General features: G+C 66.2%; 22 protein-coding genes. 2 read left to right on the top strand and 20 right to left on the bottom strand.

All coding sequences use genetic code 11. The annotated features are described in order from the left end of the window. Nucleotides 1-24: 24 nt before the first annotated feature. The 14 genes from GE073_RS20240 to GE073_RS20305 all read right to left on the bottom strand — a co-directional run bounded on the left by GE073_RS20240 (nucleotide 25) and on the right by GE073_RS20305 (nucleotide 13,501). Nucleotides 25-1,281: an ABC transporter substrate-binding protein gene (locus tag GE073_RS20240; RefSeq protein ID WP_194843421.1), complete on the bottom strand. Its 1,257-nt coding sequence runs from the start codon at nucleotides 1,279-1,281 to the stop codon at nucleotides 25-27. Beyond that, nucleotides 1,274-2,062 (bottom strand): ABC transporter permease, encoded by a 789-nt coding sequence (locus tag GE073_RS20245; RefSeq protein ID WP_052333665.1) that lies wholly within the window; start codon nucleotides 2,060-2,062, stop codon nucleotides 1,274-1,276. The genes GE073_RS20240 and GE073_RS20245 overlap by 8 nt, the downstream gene beginning before the upstream one ends. Before the next feature lie 155 nt (nucleotides 2,063-2,217). Then, nucleotides 2,218-3,246, bottom strand: a complete 1,029-nt coding sequence (locus GE073_RS20250; RefSeq protein WP_153784184.1) for an ABC transporter substrate-binding protein — start codon at nucleotides 3,244-3,246, stop codon at nucleotides 2,218-2,220. Nucleotides 3,247-3,434: 188 nt separating this feature from the next. Then, nucleotides 3,435-4,877 (bottom strand): 4-hydroxyphenylacetate 3-hydroxylase family protein, encoded by a 1,443-nt coding sequence (locus GE073_RS20255; protein ID WP_153784185.1) that lies wholly within the window; start codon nucleotides 4,875-4,877, stop codon nucleotides 3,435-3,437. After that, the gene (locus GE073_RS26085) at nucleotides 4,874-5,935 is read right to left on the bottom strand and encodes an ABC transporter ATP-binding protein (RefSeq protein ID WP_153784186.1); all 1,062 of its coding nucleotides are present in this window, start codon (nucleotides 5,933-5,935) and stop codon (nucleotides 4,874-4,876) included. Before GE073_RS26085 ends, GE073_RS20255 begins: the two co-directional genes overlap by 4 nt. Further along, on the bottom strand, nucleotides 5,932-7,263 hold the full coding sequence (locus GE073_RS20265) for a 4-hydroxyphenylacetate 3-hydroxylase C-terminal domain-containing protein (RefSeq protein ID WP_153784187.1): 1,332 nt from the start codon (nucleotides 7,261-7,263) through the stop codon (nucleotides 5,932-5,934). Before GE073_RS20265 ends, GE073_RS26085 begins: the two co-directional genes overlap by 4 nt. 158 nt (nucleotides 7,264-7,421) lie before the next feature. Then, nucleotides 7,422-8,750, bottom strand: coding sequence for an FtsW/RodA/SpoVE family cell cycle protein (locus GE073_RS20270; protein ID WP_194843422.1), 1,329 nt, complete (start codon nucleotides 8,748-8,750; stop codon nucleotides 7,422-7,424). Next, nucleotides 8,747-9,079, bottom strand: a complete 333-nt coding sequence (locus tag GE073_RS20275) for a PadR family transcriptional regulator (protein WP_153784189.1) — start codon at nucleotides 9,077-9,079, stop codon at nucleotides 8,747-8,749. Before GE073_RS20275 ends, GE073_RS20270 begins: the two co-directional genes overlap by 4 nt. Nucleotides 9,080-9,303: 224 nt before the next feature. Further along, nucleotides 9,304-9,555 carry a hypothetical protein gene (locus tag GE073_RS20280; RefSeq protein ID WP_153784190.1) on the bottom strand — a complete coding sequence of 84 codons (252 nt, stop codon included), beginning with the start codon at nucleotides 9,553-9,555 and terminating at the stop codon, nucleotides 9,304-9,306. Nucleotides 9,556-9,768: 213 nt separating this feature from the next. Beyond that, complete coding sequence (locus GE073_RS20285; RefSeq protein ID WP_153784191.1) at nucleotides 9,769-9,951, bottom strand: aspartyl-phosphate phosphatase Spo0E family protein; 183 nt, start codon at nucleotides 9,949-9,951, stop codon at nucleotides 9,769-9,771. 63 nt (nucleotides 9,952-10,014) lie between these two features. Then, nucleotides 10,015-12,018, bottom strand: a complete 2,004-nt coding sequence (gene thrS, locus GE073_RS20290; protein WP_153784192.1) for a threonine--tRNA ligase — start codon at nucleotides 12,016-12,018, stop codon at nucleotides 10,015-10,017. Nucleotides 12,019-12,394: 376 nt separating this feature from the next. Then, nucleotides 12,395-12,628, bottom strand: a complete 234-nt coding sequence (locus GE073_RS26090; RefSeq protein ID WP_153784785.1) for a S26 family signal peptidase — start codon at nucleotides 12,626-12,628, stop codon at nucleotides 12,395-12,397. Next, entirely contained in the window at nucleotides 12,624-12,998 is a 375-nt protein-coding gene (locus tag GE073_RS20300; RefSeq protein WP_153784193.1) for a hypothetical protein, read from the bottom strand. The genes GE073_RS26090 and GE073_RS20300 overlap by 5 nt, the downstream gene beginning before the upstream one ends. Before the next feature lie 29 nt (nucleotides 12,999-13,027). After that, a complete protein-coding gene (locus GE073_RS20305) occupies nucleotides 13,028-13,501 on the bottom strand; it encodes a hypothetical protein (protein WP_153784194.1) in 474 nt (157 codons plus the stop codon). Nucleotides 13,502-13,990: 489 nt separating this feature from the next. Between GE073_RS20305 and GE073_RS20310 the strand changes: the two genes are divergently transcribed. Continuing rightward, nucleotides 13,991-14,944, top strand: coding sequence for a D-2-hydroxyacid dehydrogenase (locus tag GE073_RS20310; protein ID WP_153784195.1), 954 nt, complete (start codon nucleotides 13,991-13,993; stop codon nucleotides 14,942-14,944). A 791-nt stretch (nucleotides 14,945-15,735) separates the two neighbouring features. On the opposite strand, the gene GE073_RS20315 is transcribed toward GE073_RS20310, so the two are convergent. Next, nucleotides 15,736-16,275, bottom strand: a complete 540-nt coding sequence (locus tag GE073_RS20315) for an NADPH-dependent FMN reductase (RefSeq protein ID WP_153784196.1) — start codon at nucleotides 16,273-16,275, stop codon at nucleotides 15,736-15,738. Nucleotides 16,276-16,356: 81 nt separating this feature from the next. Continuing rightward, nucleotides 16,357-17,592 (bottom strand): PAS domain-containing hybrid sensor histidine kinase/response regulator, encoded by a 1,236-nt coding sequence (locus tag GE073_RS20320; RefSeq protein ID WP_153784197.1) that lies wholly within the window; start codon nucleotides 17,590-17,592, stop codon nucleotides 16,357-16,359. A gap of 274 nt (nucleotides 17,593-17,866) precedes the next feature. Between GE073_RS20320 and GE073_RS20325 the strand changes: the two genes are divergently transcribed. Beyond that, complete coding sequence (locus tag GE073_RS20325) at nucleotides 17,867-18,100, top strand: pyridoxamine 5'-phosphate oxidase family protein (RefSeq protein ID WP_153784198.1); 234 nt, start codon at nucleotides 17,867-17,869, stop codon at nucleotides 18,098-18,100. 115 nt (nucleotides 18,101-18,215) lie between these two features. Here GE073_RS20325 and GE073_RS20330 read toward each other — a convergent pair whose 3' ends face one another. From GE073_RS20330 to GE073_RS20350, 4 genes are all read right to left on the bottom strand, one after another. Continuing rightward, nucleotides 18,216-18,764, bottom strand: coding sequence for a chromate transporter (locus GE073_RS20330; protein WP_028598498.1), 549 nt, complete (start codon nucleotides 18,762-18,764; stop codon nucleotides 18,216-18,218). A gap of 135 nt (nucleotides 18,765-18,899) precedes the next feature. Next, the gene (gene ggt / locus GE073_RS20335) at nucleotides 18,900-20,495 is read right to left on the bottom strand and encodes a gamma-glutamyltransferase (protein WP_153784199.1); all 1,596 of its coding nucleotides are present in this window, start codon (nucleotides 20,493-20,495) and stop codon (nucleotides 18,900-18,902) included. Next, entirely contained in the window at nucleotides 20,492-21,865 is a 1,374-nt protein-coding gene (locus tag GE073_RS25590; protein ID WP_228551678.1) for a pyridoxal-phosphate-dependent aminotransferase family protein, read from the bottom strand. The genes ggt and GE073_RS25590 overlap by 4 nt, the downstream gene beginning before the upstream one ends. After that, nucleotides 21,862-23,400, bottom strand: a complete 1,539-nt coding sequence (locus GE073_RS20350; RefSeq protein ID WP_153784200.1) for a Zn-dependent hydrolase — start codon at nucleotides 23,398-23,400, stop codon at nucleotides 21,862-21,864. Before GE073_RS20350 ends, GE073_RS25590 begins: the two co-directional genes overlap by 4 nt. Nucleotides 23,401-23,415 lie beyond the last annotated feature (15 nt).

Genomic DNA, 23,415 nt, shown 5'->3' on the forward strand with positions numbered 1-23,415 from the left:
GATATGAGGAAGCATGAGGAAACCTCACTCTGGAGCTCGCAGCAGCTCCGGCATGTCGATCGGGCTCGCGCGGAGGCCGAGTTCGGCCAGCGCGTCGGCGAGCCGCTGCTCCTCCGCCTGGATGCCGGGCAGCAGCGGAGCGGTGCCGAAGCTTTTGCGCTCGAACAGGCGCAGCCACTGCAGATGCGTGACGTCCGTCTGCTCGCTGAGCCGCTCCGCCGCGTCATGATAGTCGCGCAGCAGGTACTCGTCCTGCATGCCGTACGCCCAGACGACCGCCTCCAGCAGCTCGCCGCGGCTCGCCTCGTTCTCGGCCGTCGTCAGCAGCAGCTCGCGCAGGCCGACGGCGCCCGCGATCGCCTGTCCGTCCGCGAGCACGCGGTCGTCCAGCGACTCCAGCCGCGTCAGCTCCGGCTCCTGCGCCGCCCATGCGTCCAGGCTTCCTTTGCGAAAAGAGCGGATCAGCTCCGCCGGCGACAGCGGCCGCAGCTCGACCTCCGCCTCGGACAAGCCGGCTTGGCGCAGCGCCTGCAGCAGCAGCGCGTGGCTGTTGCTGCGCGGCACGTAGCCGATCGTCCGCCCGCGCAGCCCGGCGACGTCCCCCGGCTCGCTTCCCTCGCGGGCGACGATCGCATAGGCCTGCGGGTTGGACGGCTCCGCCGCCAGCGCCCGCAGCCCGTCGCCGGCTTCATGCAGGCTCGCCAGCGCCGCATCGTCCGCCTCGCCGAAGTCGGCCTCGCCGCTCTGCACGGCCCGCACGAGCGCGGAGCTGTCCGCGTACTCGCGCCAGGCGAGCTTGACGCCCGCAGCCGCGGCAGCCTGCCGCAGCGCCTCGTCCTCGCGCAGCAGCACGCGCGGGCTGTCTTTGACGTAGCCGATCGTCAGCCGCTTCGGGTCGAGGCTGCGAGCCGCCCATGCGGGTTCTCCGCTGCCGGAGCTGCTGCCGAGGCCGCCCGCGCTTCCGCCGGCGAGGCCGGGCAGCCTGCCGAAGCCTGCGAGCGCCAGCAGCGCGATGCTCGCGGCGACCAGCGCGGCCAGCCGCCAAGGCGATGCCGGTCCAGTCTGGCCGCCGGGCCGCTCGCCGGACCGCAGCCGAGCGCCGCGCCGGCGTCCGCCGCTCTCCTCCGCCGCCGCAAGCTGCGAGGCGCCGCCGGCAGCCTCCGCCGCTGCGCGGTCCGAGGCGCCGCCTCCGTCCTGCCGCGCAGACGGTCCGGCCGGCAGCGAAGCCGATGCCAGCGGATCGCTCCAGCGCTGCCGGTCGGGCCGGCCTTCCTCAGCCATGAGCGGCCAGACCTCTCCGCCAGCGCGTGAACCGCCTTTCCACCCAAGCCAGAACGTAATTGAGCAGCAGGCCCATCGCCGCGAGCAGCAGGATGCCGGCATACATGTCGGGGATCTGGAAAATCTCCTGCGAGTTGAGCGTGTAGAAGCCGAGTCCCGCCGAAGCCCCGATCATCTCGGCGGCGACGAGCGCCGTGATGCAGTTCGCTCCGCCGAGCCGGATGCCGGTGAAGATGCTCGGAGCCGCCGACGGCAGGATGACCCGGAAGAACAAGTATGCCTGCGACGCGCCCATCGAGCGGGCCGAGTCGATCAGCAGCTTGTCGGCGGAGCGCACCCCGCCCACCGTGTTCAGCAGGATCGGCCAGAACGACGCCCAGAGGATGATCGCCGTCTTGGACGCTTCCCCGATGCCGAGGAAGAGGATGAATACGGGCAGCAGGGCGAACGCCGATATTTGCCGGAACAGCTGCAGCAGCGGATCGAGCAGCGCCTCGACGCGGCGGAACCAGCCGATCAGCAGGCCGAGCGCAATGCCTCCCGCGGCCGCCAGCAGCAGGCCCGACAGCGAGCGGCTCAGGCTGGCCGACACATGCTCCCATGCCGCTCCGCTGCTCAGCAGCTCCCAGACGGTGGCCGCCACGACGGAAAACGGGCTGAGGTAAGCCTCGCTGATGACGCCGAGCCGGGGCAGCAGCTCCCAGAGTACGAGGAACGCGACGATCGCCGCGCTCCGTTCTACGATTCGTCCCGCCGAGAAGGCGGACGAGGGTCGAGCCATGAGCATCTTCTCCTTTTCGGGCAGACCGCTTGGCCGCTATGCGTTATGACGTTATGGCGTTATGGCGCAAGTCCGTCATGACGATATTCCGCTATTGCGTCATGCCGTTATGACGTTATGGCGTTTCGGCGCTAGTCCGTTATGACGATATGACGCTAAGCCGAGCCGGACGCGTTCGGGTTGAATTCGTTCGTATAGACGTCCTTCACCTTCACCTTGCCCTTGTCGATCTTGCCGTTCTCTTCGAGAATATCGATGTAATATTGAATCGGCGGCTCGGTGACGACCAGGTCCTCGACGTAGGCGAAGCGGTCGATGTACTCCACGTTCATGTTCAGCCGCTTGGCGATGATCGCCTTCGCCTCCTCCGGATGGTCGTTCACCCAGTTGGCCGTCTTGGCGATCGTCGCGACGAAGTCGCGGACCGCCTCCGGATGCTTGCGGGCGAACTCGCCGTTGGCGCTGTACGGCGCCATGCCGCCGAGGCCGCCGTCGAGATCGTAGTCGCTCCACAGCTGCGTGAACTTCTCGTTCTTGCCGGCGCGGCCGGAGAACGGCGCGTGGATGATCGCCAGGTCGATGCCGCCCTGCTCCAGCGTCTGCTCCTGCTTGTCGTCCGGCACGACGAGGAACTTGATCTTGCTCACGTCGACGCCCTGCTCCTTGAAGTATTTCTTGGACACGAACTCGGCGCAGGCGCCGAAGCTGTTGATGCCGATCGTCTTGCCCTCGAGGTCCTTGGCCGTCTTGATGCCGGAGTCCGCCCGGGTGAAATACTTCATGTGCGGAGCGTCCTCCAGCGTCTTGCCGCCGGCGGAGACAACCTTGATGTCGGCGCCGCTGGCGATCGCCGAGATGACGAGCGGCACCATCCGCGAGCCGAAGTCGATATCTCCGGTGCCGACAAGCGGGATGATCTGCGGCGCGGCGATCTTGCCGACATATTTCGGCCGGGTGGACGTGCCGTCGAAGTAGCCGAGCTCGTCCGCCAGATAGACGAGGTCGAAGCCGGGGTTGTCGGGGTACTTGAACTCGACGATTTCTTTGCCGCCGGTTCCGGCCGCGGCTTCCGCCGGCTCGGCCGGCTCGTTCTTGCCGCAGGAGGCGAGCAGCGCCGCGGCGGCGATGACGGCGAGCGCCGTCAGGCTCGTTCGGCGCATGGTGCGGATGCGGATGGCTTTCATCGATAGATAGGCTCCTTTCGAATCTATGGATAGGGGGCTGTCGGAAAAGAGAGGCGGTTGAGCGATGCGTCGGCCCCGGGCTTTCCCTCGAAACAAGGGAACTTCTTCCCTTGTCCGCGCTTGGACCCGGGCTGTTCCTCGAACAAGGGAGCTTCTTCCCTTGTTCGCGCGCGGACCCTGGCTTTGCCTCAGCTGCCGAGGCGGGATAGAGTGCGGGCGATCAGCGCGCTCTTGTCGTATTCGGCGTACTGAGCCGCATAGGTGCGCGCGGGATCTCCGGCGTAAAAGCGCTCGTACAGCTCATGCCGCGCGCCGAGCGGGCTGCCGACGAGATCCCAGGCGAGCTTGAGCAGCCGCACGCGCTCGGGAGCGCCGCGGTCCGCTCCGCCGTAGGCGCTGTGCAGCAGCGGCGCCAGCGCGCCGCCCGCCAGCGTGTCCAGCTCGCGCGCCGTCGCCGGCGTCTGCAGCATGCCTGCGCCGGAAAGCTGCTGCAGAATCTCGATGGCGCGCGGGTAGTAGCGGTTGCCGAGATTTTTGGCCGTCGTCAGCGGAGCGAGGCGCGGCTCCCAGACGCCCGACTCATGGCGCTCGGCTCCATCCTCCGCCGCCAATAGCAGCGCGCGCACCGACTCGGCCTGGCGCTGCAGCTCGGACAGCTTCGCCTGCACATGGCCGAAGCGCGTAATGCCGATGCTGAAGGCCAGCTCCTGCCCGACGGCGGCGGTGAATTCCAGCTTGGCCAGCAGCCGCGCGATGTTCTCATGGATGCTGAGCGAGCCGGCGAGCCGGTCCGAGCGGATTTTCCAGATGGCGGCCGGATCGTCGTGGATGAACACCCTTTCCCAAGGAATGAGCGCATCGTCGAACACAAGCACCGCGTCCAGCTCGTCGTAGCGCCCGGACAGCGGATGGTCCTCCGTATCCTCGGCATGGAACGGCTCGCGGCAGACGAGGTGCAGGCCCGGGTAGGACACCGGCACCGCGAACATGACGGCGTATCGATGCTCCGCCTGCTGCTTGGGGCTGTGCGGCGACACCATGATCTCGTCCATGTACGGCGCTCCGGTGGCGATCATCTTGGAGCCGCGCACGATCAGGCCGTCCTCCGTCTCGCGCACGATGCGCAGCGCCGCATAGGCGTCTCCCAGCTCGGAGGCGAGCTTGGAGCGGTCGACCTGCGGGTCGTGGCCGGCCGCCGTCAGCAGCAGGTCGTTGTCCCGCACATAGCGGAAATACGCGTCGAGCTTGTCCGGAAACTGCGGCTGCTCGGCCGCGATGAGGCTTCGCCGCTCGTGCCATGCCGCCAGCTGCGCGCGGTAAAAGCCGCCGATCCGGCTCATGACGCCGAACGTCGCCGCCGACCACAGGTAGAACGCCTCGCGGCGGCCGGCCAGCTCCTGCGGGCTGCGCGGATTCTGGAACGCGCGGTTCGCCCGCGCGCCCGTATCCTCGGTCCGGTACGTCAGCTTCGGCCCGAGCTCCGGATCGTCCTGCAGGTCCATGACGGCCGCGACCGAGCGCGCCGTGCCGCGCAGCGCCTCGTGCTCGCGGATATCGCCGGCGGGCTTGCCGCCGATCCAGACGTTGCGGCCGTCGTTCAGCCGCTCGAGATACCGGGCGCCCGCGCTCATCGGGACTCTCCGCCGGCGGCCGCGCCGAGGAGAGACGGAGGCTCGCCATGCCCGGCCTTGGCCGGAGCCGGCGCAGCCGTCCCAATAGGCTCCGTGCTGGCCGAAAGCTGCGCCTGTACGGGCTCCAGCTTGACCCGTTCCGGTTCAGCCGCCCCCGCCCCCGCTTGCCCTCCTGCCCTCTTTTCCAGAGCCGCCTTCCCTCTTCCGACCGCCTCCGCCTCTTGCCCTCTCGCCGCCTCCGCGGCTCCGAGCAGCGCCTCCTCGCGCAGCAGCCGGTCCGACTGCTCGACCTCGTCCTGCAGGATCGCGGCAGCCTGCCTGCGCAGCGCCACGAACGCTTCCTCGCCCCGGATCGAGGCCGGACGCGGCCGCTCCAGCGGGATGTCGAGAATGGCCTTCACCCGGCCGGGACGGGCGGTCATGACCGCCACGCGATCCGACAGATAGACCGCTTCGTCCAAGCTGTGCGTGATGAAAACGATCGTCTTGCGGCTCGCCTCCCAGATGCGGAGCAGCTCGGCCTGCATCGTTTCCCGCGTCTGCGCGTCCAGCGCTCCGAACGGCTCGTCCATGAGCAGCACGTCGGGATCGTAGGCGAGCGCCCGCGCGATCGCCACGCGCTGCTTCATGCCGCCGGACAGCTCATGCGGATAGCGGTCCTCGAACGCCTCCAGCCCGACGAGCCGAACGTAGTGCCGGGCCTTCTCCCTTCGCTCCTTAGCGCGCACGCCGCGAATCTGCAGCCCCGTCTCCACGTTGTGCAGCACCGTCCGCCACGGAAACAGCGCGTAGCCCTGGAATACGACGCCGTTGCGGCGGCTCACTCCCGTCAGCGGCTGGCCGTCCACCGTGATCGAGCCTTCCGTCGGCTTGGTCAGGCCCGCCAGCATGCCGAGGAACGTCGACTTGCCGCAGCCGCTCGGGCCGAGCACGCTCATGAACTCGCCCTCGCGAATCTGCAGGCCGAAGTCCTGGAGCACCTCCAGCGAAGCGCGGGCGGCTCCTCTCCCCGACGCGTAGGCCATGCGGATGCCCTGCGCCTCGATTTTGACCGTCATTCGTCCTCCCCCTTTCGTCGCTGCGCCGAACCGTCCGTCCGACCCGCTTCCCAGCTTTGCCAAAAGCTCCGGTACAGCCCCCGCAGCCGGTCCGCCGGATAGCGGCTCCAGCTCGCCGCGGCGCGCTGCTCGTCGCTGCCCCAGGCGAGCACTCCGAGCTGCAGCTCCCGCGCGCGCCGGCCGCTCGTCCAGCAGCGCGCCCGCTCCGCCAGCGCCGCTTCCTCGGATGCGGCCGCATCGGCGGAAGCCGCAGCGCCGGAACGGCCGGCGCTCCGCATCGGGACGGCGATGCGCCAGCCCGCCGCTTCCGGCAGCAGCGCCGCCGCCTCGCGAAGCGCCGCGCCGCTCTCGGCGAGTGCGGCGTACAGCGGAACCTCCGCGGGCAGCCAGACGCCGCCCGGCGCGGCGGCCGCCTCCCGCTCCGCCGCCAGCAGCAGCGCCCGCTGCGTCTCCAGCCGCTGCACGAGCAGCCCGAGCCGGCTGCCGAGCTCCAGCTCCGGCGTCCGGCCGCCGCGCTCGGCCAGCGCGAACGCGAGCCCGGCCAGCTCCCCGAGCCGCTCCAGCTCCCGCGCCGCGCGCTGGAAGTCCGCCAGCCCCGCGAACGGCGGCTCGCTCAGCAGCAGCCGCACCCGGTCCGCATCGCCTTGGACCAGCACCCGCTCCTGCGGCACGAGCACCCGCCGCAGCCGCAGCTCCAGCGCGGCGTCGCCTTCCTGCCACGGGCCGAGCTCGGCGCCGGGGCTCGCGATCGGCACGAGCAGCAGCGCCGACGGCGGACCGTCCGGCTGCTCCGGCACGGCGAGCAGCAGCTCGGCTGCGAGCAGCGCCTCCGCGGGAACCGGCTGGACTCCCGTCAGCAGCAGGCCGTCCGCCGACGGCTGAAGCAGCGGCGCGCGCTCGCCGGATGCCGTCCTTTCGGGCTGCAGCGGAAATGGCGCGTACACCGGCAGGCGGCGCTCCTCCCGCAGCGCTCGCACGATCGCCCGGACACGGCGGGAGAACGTTCCGCCTTCGTCGAGCGCCTCGCCGAAGGCGTCCCAGCCCGACAGCAGCGCGAGCGCATAATCCGCGAATCCGCCCTGCAGCAGGCTGCCGCCGTCCGCCGCCTCGTGCCAGCCGCCTTTCAGCGCCGCCAGCTCGCCGCGCGAGCGCGGCGCGGCGGGGAACCGCTCCCACGGGTCCTCGCCCTTGCGCAGCCAGTCGGCGAGCTTCCTTCTTTCCTGCCGCAATCCGTCAAGCTCCTTGGCCTGCCGCAGCGGCGGCTCGCCCTCCGCCTCTTCCAGCCGCAGCCCGGCTTGGCCGGTATGCGGCCACGGTCGAACGCTCATCGCTACCTCTCCTCGTCGGATAGAATGAAAAAAGGCCTTCGGTCCCGGCAGGACGAGCGGACGCTCGCGAGCCGGAACAAAAGGCCTCCCGTGATCGGGTGGACAATATCCCAAGTTATTTGCTTTGAATAATAAGGTATAGCACTTCTCCACGCCTGTCAACCCGCTGCGGAGGAAAAGGCCGCCGGCTTCCGATCCCGCTGCCGGATCAAGCCGAGCAGCAGCCCGAGCATCGCCATCTCGCCGAGCAGCGGACTGCCCCAGCCGAGCAGCGGCAGCGAATAGCCGATGACCGGCACGATGCCGAAGGTGAGCAGCAAGCTCCAGATCGTCTGTACGCCGAACACCGCCGCCAGCGCGGCAGCCAAGGCGCGGGCATGACAGTCCTGTACGCGCAGCGCCTGCGCGAGGCAGCGGCCGCTGAACAGCAGCAGCAACGTGCCGAGCAGCAGGCCGAACGCCCAGCCGAGCGAATAGACGAGGAAGGGAAACAGAAATTCGCTGGAGACGGGGACAGTCGAATCCGGCCCGGCATGAAAGCCCTGGCCGAGCCAGCCGGCGCTCCGCACCGCGTCAAGGGCTATCGCAAGCTGATATTCGCTGCTGCCCTTGGCCATGCCCGTACCGGTCAGCCTTTCCCAGGCGTAATAAAAATAAGGCTCCTTAAAGACCATAGCCGCAAGAACGATCACCGGAACCATCGCGGCGCCGACCGCAGCCAGCCGCCACCGACGGTTCAGCAGCACGATGACCCCAAGGCCAGCTGCGTAAAGGGGCAGCCTGGACAAGTCGTTGCTATAGAGGAAAAGGAAAGCCGGCAGCATTCCGAGCAGAGCCGCTTTGTCGACCGCATCCCGCCAGAGGCTCGTCTGCCCTGCTTTACCCGTCTCCAGTCGGGAAAGAATGCCTGCCGCGCCTATAAGCATGAACAAGATCGCGGGCCCGGCTGATTCAACGATCAAGGGCCCAAGATTGTAATAGCCTCTATGGCCGTTCACCTGAACGCCCAAGCGCGGCGCCGCCGCAAGCAGCGCCGCTCCCGCCCCAAAAATAGGCCAGCTCCAGCGGCGAAGCGACTGCAGCGGAGCATAATAGCAGGCGGTCAGCACGACCAGGCCTGCTGCACCGTGGAGGAGCTGCTTCTGCAGCAGCGTCGACTCATACGGCCACCGCTGCTGCAGCCCGTACACATACGCCAAGCCCGCCAGCAGCAGCAGCACTGCCATGGCCGCCAGCCACAGATCCGGCTTCGGCCGATGCACCAGGTGCAGTCCGGCGCCCACCCGCTCCGCATCGCCCATGCGGCGCAGCGCCTCGCGAGCGGCCTCCGGCTCCTCCATGCCCTCCGCCCTCAGCTCCTCCGCCAGCTCCTCCAGATGGCCGAGCAGCTCCTCGCGGATCTCGGCATGCCGCTCCTTCGCCCTTACCTTGGAGCAGACGGCGTCGAGATACGCCCGCACCCGCGGGTCTTGCCCGATACCCGTCATGCGCCGCCCTCCCCGAGCACCCGGTTGACCGTCCGGCTGAACAGCAGCCATTCCTGCTTGCGCTCGCCGAGCTGCCTGCGGCCGAGATCGGTGATCCGGTAATGCTTGCGCCGCCGCCCGCCCTCCTCGCTCCAATACGACTCCACCCGCTTGTCCGCCTCGAGCGCGTGCAGGATCGGATACAGCGTCCCCTCCTGCAGCTGGAACAGCCCCTCCGAGCGGCGCTCCAGCTCCTTGGCCAGCTCGTAGCCGTACATCTCCTTGCGGTCGAGCAGCGACAGCACGAGGATGACGGTGCTCCCTTTCATCAGCTCCTTGCCGATTTTCATCTGCAATCCTCCAATACCTAGATTATCTAGGGATAGATATACTAGGGATAAGGGTAAAGGCAAGAGCGGAAATAATCAACCCTTTTATTTCCATCAGGGTTTGCAGCTGGCACGAAAAGGCGGCGTTACTTGCCCCTGAGCGGGTTTGCAAGCACGTCCTAGGCTTCAGCCTGCGCCTAGGCAGACTTTTTTCGATTTTGGATGATTTTCGTATCCATGGCGTATCACACAAAATCCATCGCGGCCCCTTCATGCGGCGACGGCTTGAAAAAGGCGGATGCGCGGCCCCCGCTCCGCATCCGCTCCTCGACATGGAGGTCCGGTACGCCGGCGGCAACATCGCCCGTCTCCATCGTCTCGCCCTCGCATCGAGGTCGAATTCGCCGAACTCTCCTCCCGCTCTTGCCGGAGCCGCAGAATTCGGCGAAGCTCGCTTTCCAGAGGTCCTCGTCATCCTGCAGCTTGTAGTAAGGCACGTCGTCCGCCGTCTGAGATCGGCGCTGCGACCGTCAATCTGCCGGAATGCCCGCCCTGCTCCTGAGTCCGGCAGCAAGAGTCCGAAGCACGGGGCCAACGAACTAAGCCCCCGCAGGGGCTCGCTCCTGCGGGGGCTTCATTTTTCAGTGGGGGCGTCGGCTAAAAATTCCGACGGCTTTTCTACCTTTCAGCCGGTCCCAATGGGCCGCTCCCTACGATACCATGCCTATGCCTCGCCTCTTGCGGATTCGATCGTAGTCGTTCAGCAGGGCGTCCAGCTCTTGAGACAGGAACAGCACCAATTCGGATCGGATTCCGCACTGCTCGGCGGCTTTGATCATCTCGGTACGCTTCTGCTCGACCGCTTCCAATATCCGGGACACGTTCAGGTCCATGGGCTATCCCCTCCTGCTTCATATATCGGCAGGCACAGGATGTTTTTCCATATATTTTCATCGTTATTTTGATTGAATTTCCTGTTCCGCGAGACGGACGAACGCCTCCAGCTCCATCGTCCCGACATCGCCTCCGCCCCGGCTGCGCACCGCCGCCCGGCCCGCATCCGCTTCGGCCTCTCCGACGACGAGCATATAGGGGATCTTGGCGAGCTGCGCTTCCCGGATGCGGCTGCCGAGCTTCTCGGCGCGGCTGTCCGCATCGGCGCGCAGGCCCGCCTCGGCGAGCCGCTCCCGCATCCGCTCGGCGGCTTCGCGCTGCGCCTCCGATACCGGCAGCACGCGCGCCTGGACCGGCGCGAGCCACAGCGGGAACGCGCCCGCGAAATGCTCCGTCAGGATGCCGAGGAAGCGGTCGATCGAGCCGTAGACGGCCCGATGGATGACGACCGGCCGATGACGCGCGCCGTCTTCGCCGACGTAGCCGAGATCGAATTTCTCCGGCATCTGGAAATCGAGCTGGATCGTGCCGCATTGCCAGCTGCGCCCGAGCGCGTCGAGCACATGGTAGTCGATCTTCGGCCCGTAAAAGGCGCCGTCGCCTTCGTTCAGCCGGTAGTCCGCCCCGCGCCGCTCCAGCACGTCCCGCAGCGCTCCCTCCGCCTGCTCCCAGAGCTCCGCGGCCCCCATGCTGTCCGCCGGCCTCGTCGACAGCTCCATCCGGTACGAGAAGCCGAGCCGGCCGTACACCTCGTCGATCAGATCCATGACGCGGCCGATCTCCTCGCCAATCTGGTCCGGCCGGACGAACAGATGGGCGTCATCCTGGCAGAACGAGCGGACGCGCATCATGCCGCTCAGCGCCCCCGAGAACTCGTGGCGGTGGACCTGGCCGAACTCCGCCAGCCGCAGCGGCAGCTCGCGGTACGAGCGGAGCCGGCTGCCGAAGATGAGCATATGGCCCGGGCAGTTCATCGGCTTGAGCGCGTACGGGCTGCCGTCGACGTCGCAGAAGTACATCTGGTCCTTGTAATGGTCCCAGTGGCCCGACTCCTCCCACAGCCTGCGGTTCATCAGCAGCGGCGTGCGCACCTCCTCATAGCCGCGGCGCAGCTGCAGCCTGCGGGCGAAGTCCTCGAGCGCCGTCCGCACCGCCATGCCGCGCGGCAGGTAGAACGGCATGCCCGGCGCTTCCTCCGAGAACAGGAACAGCTGCAGCTCCTTGCCGAGCTTGCGGTGATCGCGCCTGCGCGCTTCCTCCAGCCGCTCCAGATGCTCGCCCAGCTGCGCCTTTTTCCAAAAGGCCGCGCCGTGGATCCGCTGCAGCATCGGCCGCACGGAATCGCCCCGCCAGTAGGCGCCCGCGACGCTCATCAGCCGGAATGCCTTGAGCCGGCCCGTCGACGGCAGCAACGGCCCCTCCTCGAGCGCCTCGAAGCCGCCGTGCCCGTAAAGCGCGACGGGGCCGTCGCCCGGACGCTCCCGCAGCAGCTCCAGCTGCAGCGCCTCGCCTCGCTCCGCCAGCCGCTCCTCCGCCTCCGAGCGGCTCCGCGACATGCGCGTGAACGGCAGATCCTCGGCGACGATGCGCTCCATCTCCTTCTCGATGCGGACGAGCTCTCCCGCGCCGACCGGCGCGTCCAGCCGCGCGTCGCAGCCGAAGCCGTCCTTGCCGGCGAAACAGCTCCCGATCGTCACGGCGTCATCGCCGTACAGCCGCTTCAGCGCATGCGCCAGCACATGGGCCGCGCTCCGGCGCAGCAGCTCGAGCGCTTCCGGATCGTCCGGCAGGACCAGCTCCAGCGCGCCGCCGCTCTCGAGCGGCAGGTCGAGGTCGACCAGCCGTCCGTCCAGCCGCGCGGCCGCCGCCTTGGCGCGCAGCCCCGGCCGGATCGAGTCCGCCACGGCCGCGGCGGTCGTGCCGGCCGGGTACCTCCTTACCTTGCCGCTCGGCAGAGCGATGCGGATCTCACTGCCGCCGCATTCGCCGGCGGACTCGCTGCGGGGCAGCTCGGCGGCTGGATCGATTCCGGGGCCGCCTTCGTTTTTCTGCTCTCTGATTTCCATGCGCTTCTCCTCCTTTCTTCGTCTGGGAACAACAAAAAACGCGCTTCATCCCGAGAAGGGACGAGCGCGCTAAGGACCCGTGGTTCCACCCTGATTCGACCTCCGGCACGAGCGGCACGGAAAGTCCTTCATTGGCGTCCGATAGCGGGGACGAGCCGGCAGGCTTACGGCCGCGCGGCACTTGCCGGCGGGTTCAGCGCTGCAGCTATCAGAGGGGTAATCCCTGCATCCGGCACCGAAGAAGCTCGCAGCGTGCGCTTCTCTCTCTGGGCGGCCCGCGAAGGGGATCCTGTCTCTGGTCATGGCTCACTGAAGAATGAGATTGGAGCCTATATTACCCGCTCGGAGGCGGGCAAGTCAAGACGGATTTTTGAGTTTATTTCTCGTATCCGATTACTTTTCCTCGCACGGCCGAAATGGGAAGCGGTCCGAACAGCTGGCTGTCGATGCTTCTCCACCATGTATCGCCCAATACGAAAACGTGATCGGGCGGGACCTCGATCTCGTTCTCGCCCAGGTTCGCCGTCTCGAGCTCCTGCCCTCTGGATTGCTCTTGGCCGTAAAAAGCATCCAGCTTTTTGCCGTCAATGTAGATCCGGCCCTTTTCAATCTTTTTCTTCGGGAAGGCCGACGACTCGAGCCAGGTTGAATTCGGCCGGCTTCAAGTTTGGATTGAAGTCATGATTGAACTCAGGCGTCTTGAAGTAAACGACATCCCCGCGGGACAGAGATCCGTCGGCCTCATCCTTCGGATCTACCACCAGGCCTCCTACGATCGCGGAATCATACTCATGATTCCCCCGATCCATGCTGTCGGATCGATGATCGATCACGAACATGCCGCTCTCGACATCCACTTTTACAGGCGTTGATGGCGTGGTCTCGTCCGTAACAATTTTCGGGTTCCCGCTTTCTGAAATAGAACAAGCAGAAGCAATCAATACGCAAAAGAATATCAAGATGGAAAGAACAAATTTCAAGAGATTGAAGCCTCGCTTTCCATTTTCGCTTAGGACCACATTTCTTCAATGCTATCTATTTTATTCTTTTCCATGAATCTAATCGTTTGTGATTCCAATGCTTCAATGAAGTTCAGCCAGTCATTTCGACCTAATTCAAAATCAATAGAAATAAACTCATCCGCAATCGCGCTCCAAGAGGAGTTCAGTTCATCGGAAATTTCAACTTGATTTTGCTTTTGCATACCTAAACTTTGATCAGCGCCTTCTGCATTCCATTCATAATATACACGAGATAATTTGTATGCATTTAATGAACTATTATTAAAATCAAAACTTTCTTTTCGCTCCTTAAGAGCTACCGCTAAGTGCCTATATTCGACGATAATGTCTCTAATTTTTTCATTGTTGATCATCAATGCTCTAGATTGATCTCTTGATATTTTGTTTCCCGAAATTACATCGCCATATAAATTTTTATTTTCATCTATTACATTCATTAAAGAATGTAGATCATCATTCATCTGATTCGAGATATACTTTTGATATTTCATTTTTTCACTATATTGAGATCCGAGTAGAATCAATATGAAAAGGAAGCAAAGGGTCAGTAATCCATACTTGAAATATCTATTGACTTTAATATAAATCACCACTTTTTAAATAATTCTACCGAGGATATAAATTTTATTCTTTAAACGTTCTTGATGCTTCACCTTTTAGCTAATCACGCTACTTCATCAAGTATAGAACTTCATGTTTCTATTTTAAAATAGTTTTATATACCTAAGTTAAGTTAATTATCACTTAAGCAAGAATGATGTATAAAAACATCTGGAATTGTCGCATAGTGCTGGAAGTAAAGGAAAAGAGTCGACTTAATCACTTTCTATGGACCGTTTTCATCGATTTAAAACGGGATATAGGACCGACCTCAGAGAGGTAACGATCTGCATAGTTTGAAACCCAATGCCGAACGTTGATAGACTATCCTAAAGGAGAGGATGAGAAGCATGCCAACCATGATCTGCCTGCACGGCCTGACGCCGGAGCAGGAAGCGCGAGTGCGCGAGGCCGCGCCGGGCTGGAACATCGTATTCGGCCGCCCCAAGGAGCTGGACGACAAGCTGTTCCGCGAGGCGGAGGTCATCTGCGGATGGAGCCCCGCCATCGAGAAGGAGTCTCTTGGAGAGGGCGGCTCCCTCAAGTGGCTGCAATCGTGGTCCGCGGGCGTGGACAAGATGCCGCTGGGCAAGCTGGAGCAGGCCGGCGTCATCCTGACGACGGCGAGCGGCGTGCATCCGGTGCCGATGTCCGAAACGGCGCTGGCGATGATGCTCGCCTTCTCGCGCGGCCTGCACCATTCGGTGCGCAGCCAGCTCCGGGGCAAATGGGAGCCGCGCGAGCCATACGCGGAGCTGAATGGAGCGACGCTCGCGATCATCGGAGCGGGCGAGATCGGCACCGAGCTCGGCCGGCTCGGCCAGGCGCTCGGCATGCGCACGATCGGCGTGCGCCGCACGGCGCGGCCGACGCCGCACATGGACGAGGCGATGGGAATCGAGCAGCTGCATGACGCGCTCGCCCGCGCCGACTATGTCGTGAACGTCCTGCCGCACACGCCGGACACGGAGCGCGTTTTTGGCGCCGCCGAGTTCGCCGCGATGAAGGACAGCGCCGTGTTCGTCAACATCGGCCGCGGCGTGTCCGTCGATACGGATGCGCTCGTCGAGGCGCTGCGCAGCGGCGCGATCGGCGGAGCCGGTCTGGACGTGACCGATCCCGAGCCGCTGCCGGAAGGCCATCCGCTGTGGGCGATGGAGCAGGTCATCATCACGCCGCATATGGGCGGCAGCTCCGAGCGCTACAAGGAACGCGTCACCGAGCTGTTCGTCCACAACCTCAAGAGCTACCTGGCGGACGGCCGCCCGGCCCGCAACATCGTCGACTACGAGCGGGGGTACTGAGTGCTTCGCGCGCAGCTCGTCGACTGCCGAGCGAAGGGCTTCGATATGCGAAGATGATTGTGAAAAGCGGACCAGTCGGCGAAAATGCCGCCAGGCATCGCCAAGCGAGCAAAGGGACAAGAGCGGAGCCTGACTCCGTCCTTGTCCCTTTTTCCTGCCTGTCGCCGCGAACCCGGGAGCGCGCCCGAGTTGCTCGGTTTTTCCGCGCAACTCCCTCCGTTCCGGCGCCTGCGCGCCCGAGTTGCTCGGTTTTTCCGCGCAACTCCGTCCGTTCTGCTGCCTCCGTGCCCGCGTTGCTCGGTTTTTCCGCGCAACTATCTCTGTCCTGCTGCCTGCGCGCCAGAGTTGCTCGGTTTTTCCGCGCAACTCCGTCCGTTCTGCTGCCTCCGTGCCCGCGTTGCTCGGTTTTTCCGCGCAACTCCCTCCGTTCCGACGCCTCCGTGCCCGCGTTGCTCGGTTTTTCCGCGCAACTCCGTCCTTTCCGACGCCTGCGCGCCCACGTTGCTCGATTTTTCCGCGCAACTCCCTCCTTTCCGACGCCTCCGTGCCCGCGTTGCTCGGTTTTTCCGCGCAACTCCCTCCGTTCCAGCAGCAAAAAGGAGCGTTCCCGATCGGGAACGCTCCTTTCTCTTGCGCGGCGCCAAAGGCTGGACGACCGGCCGACGCCGCCTCGCCCACTCGCCTGACCGAGGCCAGCTCTGCCGCCTCGTCTGCCGCGCCTCTGCCGCTGCCGACGCTCATGCGCCGCCGACTCTCGGGCTGCCCGCCCAAGCGCGGACGCCGCCGCGAGCTTAGTCGGCCAGGCGCAGCTGGCGCACGAGCCGCGTCAGATGCTCCAGCGCGTAAAGGACGCGCTGCTTGACCTTGTCGCTGGCCGGCTCGCCGTCCTCGCCGAACGAGCGCGCGTCTCCGCCGATCGATACCCACTCCGTGCAGTTGATGCCGTGCAGGTTGCGGACGACCGTCTGCAGCTGCGTCAGCGAGCTGACGCCGACCGCGCCGGCCGCGGAGCTGGCGACGAGCACCGGCTTGCCCTCGAACTGCGCCGCGCCGAGGTAATCGAGCGCGTTTTTGAGCGTACCCGAGAACGACCCGTGATACTCCGGCGTGCCGAGGATGACGCCGTCCGCTTCGGCGACGGCCTGCACGAGCAAGTCGATCTGCTCGCTCGGCTCGGCGGCATCGGACGAATAAAGCGGCAGCGTGTGGCGATGCAGATCGATGAACGTCACCTCGATCTCCTTTTCCCGAAGAGCCTTCTCCATATAGCGCAGCAGCTTCGTGCTGGTCGATTCCTTGCGGTTGCCTCCTGCAATGATCGTAAGCTTCATCGATCGTTCATCCTTTCGTTTCCATTCATGGGGTTCCTGTTCCCATTATAGCCTGCTCGCGAACTTTCTCAAGCATTTTATTTACAAAGTGGCCGAAGGGTCCTCATCCTCATGAACGCTAACCTCGATCTCAAAGATCGCCTCCGCTCCCCGCTGGAGCGGCCTCAGCTCGATGCGCCCGTCCATCCGCTCCACGAGCGAGCGGCAGATCGCAAGGCCGAGGCCCGTGCCGCCGTACAGGCGCGAGATGGAGGAGTCGGTCTGGCTGAACGGCTTGAAGAGCAGATGGAGCTTGCCCTCCGGAATGCCGATGCCGGTATCCCGAATGCAGAACTCGAGACGGATGCGGCCGCCGGTCCGTCCGACTTCCCTGACTTTGACGGAGATGCCGCCCTCGTCCGTGAACTTGACGGCGTTGCTGATCAGGTTGTTGAGCACCTGGCGCAGCCGCTTGCCGTCCCCGACCAGCACCTCCGGCAGGCCGGGCTCGAGCTCGAGGATGGCGTCGAGCTTCTTCTCCTTGAGCTTGCCGAGAAAAAGCTGCAGCGAGCCCACGACGACGTCGCGAAGCACGAACGGCTCCTGCGCGAACGGAATCTCTCCGCCCGACTCCAGACGCGAATAGTCGAGCACATCGTCCATCACGTCCATTAGGCCGCTGCCGCTGCTATGGATGATGCGCACGTATTCCCGCTGGCTCTCGTCCAGCTCGGTGTCGAGCAGCAGCTCGCTCATGCCGAGCACGCCGTTCAGCGGCGTGCGGATCTCATGGCTCATGACGGCGAGGAACTCGCTTTTGATCTTGAGCGCTTGCTCCGCCTCCAGCTTGGCCTGCCACGCCTCCCGCAAAGCCGCATTGCGCGGCGTCAGATCGGTCGAGATCGTGTAGATATCCATATGGCCGTTGCGCCCGTCCCAAGGAACGAACACCGTGCTGAGCTCCAGCTCGCGCTCGTCCTTGGTGCGGATGCGCAGCTCCGATGTCTGCGCGCGCCCCTGCTTGGCGCGCAGGAAGCAGCGGCTCACGCGCCTCCTGTCTTCCGGCTCGACGATCGACCAGAAGCGCCCGCCCTCCAGCTCCGCCGCCGTGTAGCCGGTCAGGCGCACCGCCGCCGGATTGATGCGCAGCAGCCGTCCGTCCCGGCTGAACAGGCAGACCATGTCGGGATTGTATTCGAAAATGGAATCGTAACGGCTCCGGTTGCCGGCGGCTTCCTTCCAGGCCGCCTTTTTTTCCAGCATGAGGCTCAGCGCGAACAGGACGAGCGTCAGCACGGCGACGATGACGATCGCCTCGAATCCGTTCCACTCTGCCATGGCGCACCGCTCCTCTCTTGGCTGGATCCCTTTGCAAGTGCATTAACCTTTCGGCTGCGAATAGAACCGGATGACGAACGGAAGCCGCCGCGGTTCGGCGAGCAAAAGAACTGCCCGCGATCGAGGCACATGCCGATCCCCATGACGGACTGACTGGCCACGCTGCCGGCAGACCGCCGCCGCTGGAAGGCGAGCTGGCCGGTGGCGAGCGCGCTGCTGGAGGGCGAACCGGCCGGTGGCTACCCCGCTGCCACCTCTGCTGATGGGGCTGGGCATGGCAGGCCTTATGTGGCCGAAGGACATCGTCGACGTGCAGGGCCGGGCCGCCATCCTGGACAACCGCTCGGCCATCCGCAGCCTGCGGGAGTCCGGCAGGAACCGCTGCTGGTCGGGTCCGGACGATCCGAGCATCGGCGTGCTGAAGCTCGTACCGGACGTGATCGCGCTGAGCGAAGGCTATGCCACTGGATGCGCTCCATTTCCGTCGCATCGCCTCCGCCAGTGGTAAATGTGCCACAATGCAGATAAAAACCCGCTTCCCGACCTGCCGAAGCGCTGCTTCAGCGGAAGGGGAATCGGGTTTTTACGTTGGAATCCAAGGCGCCCCTCCAAGCCGGCACGCCCTAGCCGCGCAGAAAGACCGCCCCGATCGCCAGCGCGCCGAGGATGCCCCATACGGCGTTGAGCTTCAGGTACTGCACGAGGATGAAGAACGCCGCCGCGATCAGGAACGGCATGAAGTTCAGGAAGCCGGAGCTTTCCTTGAAGGCGAACTTCGAGAAGTCGTACGCCAGCATCGCCATCATGACGAAGATGACCGGCTGGATGCCCCGGATCATGCCCTTGATGACGGGGTTGCCGCTCAGCTTGATCATGATGCCCGAGAGCGCCACCATGACAAGCGCCGTCGGCAGCACGACCGCGACGAGCGCGACGGCGCTGCCGGCCACGCCCGCGACCTTGTAGCCGATGTAGGCGGCCAGCTTGGTCGCGATCGGACCGGGCAGCGCGTTGCCGAAGGCGAGCGCCTTGCCGAATTCGTCGGTCGTCATCCAACCGTATCGGCCCACCACCTGATCCTGATAGATCGGAATGATCGACGGTCCTCCGCCGTAGCCGAGCAGCGTCGCCACCCCGAACGAGTAAAAGAGATTCCATAATGTCGCCAGCACTCGTGCTCGCTCCTTTCTATGCCGCGCCCGAGGGAAAAGCCAGCCAACCAGCTGATCGCCAAGGCGTCTGCTCGCAAGCAGCCTCTGGGCTTGCCAGCTGATCGCCAAGGCGTCGGCTGGTTGGCAGCTCTAGGCCTACCAGCCGATCGCCAGGCCGTCGCCGCGCGGGTCGGCCGCGCCGGTCATGAGGCCGTCGGCGTCGATGACGATGCCCTGCGCCTGGCCGGTGACGCCGTCCCAGGCGTCGACCAGCTCGACCCGGTGCCCCCAGCCGCGCAACGTCGCGGCTGCGCCGGCCAGGCCGCGGTTTTCCAGCTTGAGGCTGTCGCTGTCCTGTCCCCACGTCCGACCGTAGATCCAGCGCGGCAGCGCCAGCGCCTCCTGGACGGTGCAGCCGTAGTCGATCAGGCCGGTGATGACGGACAGCTGCGTCTGCGGCTGGCCCTCCCCGCCCTGCGAGCCGACGAGCGCCCACGGCTTGCCTCCGCGCAGGATCATCGCCGGCATGAGCGTGTGGAACGAGCGCTTGCCCGGCGCCAGCACGTTCGGAGCGGACGGATCGAGCGAGAAGAACGAGCCGCGGTTCTGCAGCAGCACGCCAGTGTCCTCGGGCATGTAAGCCGCTCCGAAGTCATAATACAAGCTCTGAATGAAGGAAACGGCGTTGCCCTCGCCGTCGACGACGGCGGCGTAGGCGGTATCCTGGCCCATCGCCGGCGACAGATGCGTTGCGGGATTCGGGAAGCTGCGGCCGATCTCGTCGTACAGATGGCGGGCGTACGACTTGGACAGCAGCCGCTCCAGCGGAATATGCGCGAAGTCCGGATCGGTCAAGTAGCGGTCGCGGTCGCGGAACGTCTTTTTCACCGTCTCGGCCATCAGATGGTAGAACGCGGCCGAATCGCGCGGGATCTCGGAGAGGTCGGCGTTCTCCAGCACGTTCAGCATCATCAGCGCGGAGAAGCCCTGCGAGTTCGGCGGCATCTGATGCACCTCGCAGCCGCGATAGCTGACCGACACGGTCGGCACCCACTCGCCGCGATGGGCGGCGAAGTCCTCGCGCGTCAGCAGCCCGCCGTCCCGCTCCATCCCAGAGACGATGCGCTCCATGACCGTCCCCGTATAAAAGCCGTCCCGGCCCGCCGCCTGCAGCTCCCGCAGCGTGCGGGCGAGATCCGGCTGGACGAGCCGCTCGCCGGTCCGCAGCAGCCGGCCCTGCGGCAGGTAGACGGCCGCGAGCGCGGGGCAAGCCGCGAGCTCGCGCTCGCCGATCCGCATCCAGTGCTCGAGGTTGCGCGAGATCGGGAAGCCCTGCTCGGCATACTGCGCCGCCGGCTCCAGCAGCTCCTCCCACGGCAGCCGGCCGCCGCGCCGCCACACCTCCCACCAGGCGTCGACCATGCCTGGCACGGTGATGGAGCTGCGCACGCCGCGCTGCGGAATCGCCGTCTCCCCGGCATCCGCATAAACGGACGGCGTCACCTGGCTGCCGGCGCGGCCGCTGCCGTTGTAGCCGGCCATCTCGCCGCTCGCCGCGTCGTAGAGCATGAAAAACGCGTCGCCGCCGACGCCGGTCATATGCGGGTAGACGACGCCGAGCGCCGCGCTGATAGCGACGGCCGCATCCGCCGCGCTGCCGCCGCGGCGCACGATGTCCCGCCCGATCTCGCTGGCGATGTAATGAGGCGTCGCGACCATTCCCTGGTAGCCCATCGGCATGACCGGCTTCATACGCTTCCCCCCTCATAGATGTCGAGCGCCGCCTGCACCGCCGCGCCGGCCTTGAGCTCCGCGCCGTGGCGCAGCAGCACCGCCTCCAGCGCGCCGAGCAGCAGCAGCACGTTGCGCTTCGAGCAGCTGTAGCCCATCGTGCCGATGCGCCAGATGCGGCCTTTGAGCGGGCCGAAGCTGCTGGCGATCTCGATGCCGAACTGCTCCAGCAGCATCGATCGCACCGACTCGCCGTCAATGCCCTCGGGGATCTCGACGCAGGCGACGACGGCGAGCTTGCATGCCGGATTGCCGTACAGCCGCTGGCCCATCGCCTCCAGGCCGGCGACGAGCGCCGACTCATGCAGCCGATGGCGGGCGAAGCGCTCCTCGAGCCCTTCCTCCAGCACGATCCGCACGCCCTCGCGCAGCGCGTACAGCATCGACGTCATTTCGGTATGATGGTTGAGCCGCGCCGGGCTCCAGTAATCCTGCAGCTGGCTGAGGTCGAGGTAGTTGCTGCGGATGACGCTGCCGCCGAGCTCGCTCGCGGCAGGCGGCTGCAGCCTCGGCGCGGCGGATGCGAGGGCGGCCGGACTCAAACTGCCGACGGCGGGCAAGGCGGCAAGGCCTGCCGGCGCAGCTGCTGGCGCGGCGGAACCGGAAGCGGCCGCGCCGTCTGCCGCCGGCTCGGCCGGAGGCTGCAGCCCGCGCTCGACGCGCTTGCGGCGGAGCAGCTTCGCCTCGGCGCGCTCGTTGTAGGTGATCGGGGCCATGCCGGACGGCACCGACAGGCATTTCTGCGCACCGCCGACGACGGCGTCCAGGCACCAGGCGTCGGTCTCGACCGGCACGCCGCCGAGCGTGGCGACCGCGTCGACGGCGATCAGGATGCCGCGCTCGCGGCAGGCTTTGCCGATGGCCTCGAGCGGCTGCACGCGGCCGGTCGACGTCTCGCCGTGCACGATCGCCACCAGATCCGGACGGCAGGCGTCGATCGCCTCGATCACCTCCTGCGGCTCGAATACCTCGCCCCAGGGCTTTTCGATCGTATAGACCTCCGCCCCGAGCCGCTGCGACAGCTCGGTCAGCAGATGGCCGAAGCGCCCGAAGATCGGCACGAGCACGCGGTCGCCCGGCTCGATCAGCCCGGTCAGCACCGCCTCCAGGCCGGAGCGCGACGTGCCGTCGACCGGATACGCCCAGCGATTGTCCGTGCGGAACAGCTCCCGCAGCATCTCCATCGTCTCGTTCATGATGGCGGTGAACTCCGGATCGAACTGGCCCAGAATCGTATGGCTCATCGCCCGCAGCACGCGCGGGTCGGCTTCCACCGGCCCCGGCGTCATGATCGTCCTCGGCGTCGGCGACAGGTCGGCGTATCGTTTCATGGCACTCTCTCCTCGTAGGCAAGCTCGTATAGCGCATCGATCAAAACCGCCAAGCCTGCGGCCAGCTGCGCCTCCTCCGTAAATTCCAGCGGAGAGTGGCTGATTCCGGCCCGGCTCGGCACGAACAGCATCGCCGCCGGACAAATCTCCGACAGCAGCTGGGCGTCATGTCCAGCTCCGCTCGCCATGCGGCGGACCGCCAGCCCGCGCCGGCCGGCCGCCCGCGCGAGCCGGTCGGCCAGCTCCGCGTCCATGCGCGCAGGCGGCGCGTCCATCCACAGCTCGCCCTGCAGCTCGAGGCCGCGCCGGGCGGCGATGCCGTCCAGCTCCTCCAGCAGCTCGCGGCAGAACGACTCTAGCGCTTCGACGTCGTCATGCCGGACGTCGAGCGTGAACCGGACGCGGCCCGGCACGACGTTCGGCGTGCCGGGCTCGGCCTCGAGCCGCCCGACGGTGGCGACCATCGGCTCGCCTCGGCGGACGGCCGCCCGCTCGGCGGCCAGCGCCATCTCCGCCGCCCCGGCGAGCGCGTCGCGCCGCAGCGGCATCGGCGTCGTGCCGGCATGGTTCGCTTCGCCCGCCACCGTGAACGTATAGCGGCGCTGCCCGACGATCGCCTGCACGACGCCGATCGGCTCTCCGCTCCGCTCCAGCACGATGCCCTGCTCGACATGCAGCTCGACGAACGCATCCAGGTCATCGCGCCGCGGATGCGGCTGCTCCGGGCGGCCGAAGCCCGCCGCAAGCATCGCCTGCTCGAGCGTCTCGCCGTCCGGATCGTGGTAGAACGAGGCTCCCTCGAGCCCGTAGCGGCCGATCATCGTGCCCGAGCCCCAGTAGGAAAGCGGGAAGCGGCTGCCCTCTTCCTCGCACAGCGACACGACCTCCAGCGTCCGGCGCGGCGGTCCGCAAAAGCGCTTCAGCGCCGCCAGCGCGGCGATGCCGGCGGCGACGCCGTAGGCGCCGTCATAGTGGCCGCCGCGGCGCACGGTGTCGATATGGGAGCCGGTCAGGACGACGCGGCTCCCGCCGTCCGTCCCGGGCAGCCGGCCGAACAGGCTGCCCGCGCGGTCGAAGCGCGGCTCAAGGCCGGCTGCGGCGAGCCGCCGCTCCAGCAGGCGCTGCGCCTGCAGCCAAGCGTCGTCGTACAGCAGGCGCGTCACGCCGAGCGCGCCGGCCGGGCCGATCAGGCCCTGCGGCGCATGCGGCGTCCCGGACGCTTCCACGGCGGATGCCGCGCCCGACGCTGTTGGCGGCACCGACGCTGTTGGCGGCACAGCCCCTGCGCCTGCCTCCGCCGCCCCAGGCACTCCCGCCGCTGCGCCTGCCGCAGCGCTCGCCGCCTGGCCCGGCGCTTGCGCCGAGCCCGCTCCTCCAGCCGCCTCGACGGCGGCCGCCGAAAGCTGCGCCGTCGTCCCGAGCGGGTCCGCCGCCGCCACGTTCGCGGCGCCTTCCGCGCCGATCCAGGCCAGCTCCCGCAGCAGCTCCATCATGAAGGAGGCTGCCTGCTCCATCTGCTCGCTTGTCAGCGCCATCCGCGCTCCCTCCTC

Origin of the sequence: Paenibacillus sp. B01, from assembly GCF_009649995.1 — a bacterium.
In the GTDB taxonomy this organism is placed as follows: Bacteria; Bacillota; Bacilli; order Paenibacillales; family Paenibacillaceae; genus Paenibacillus_O; species Paenibacillus_O pasadenensis.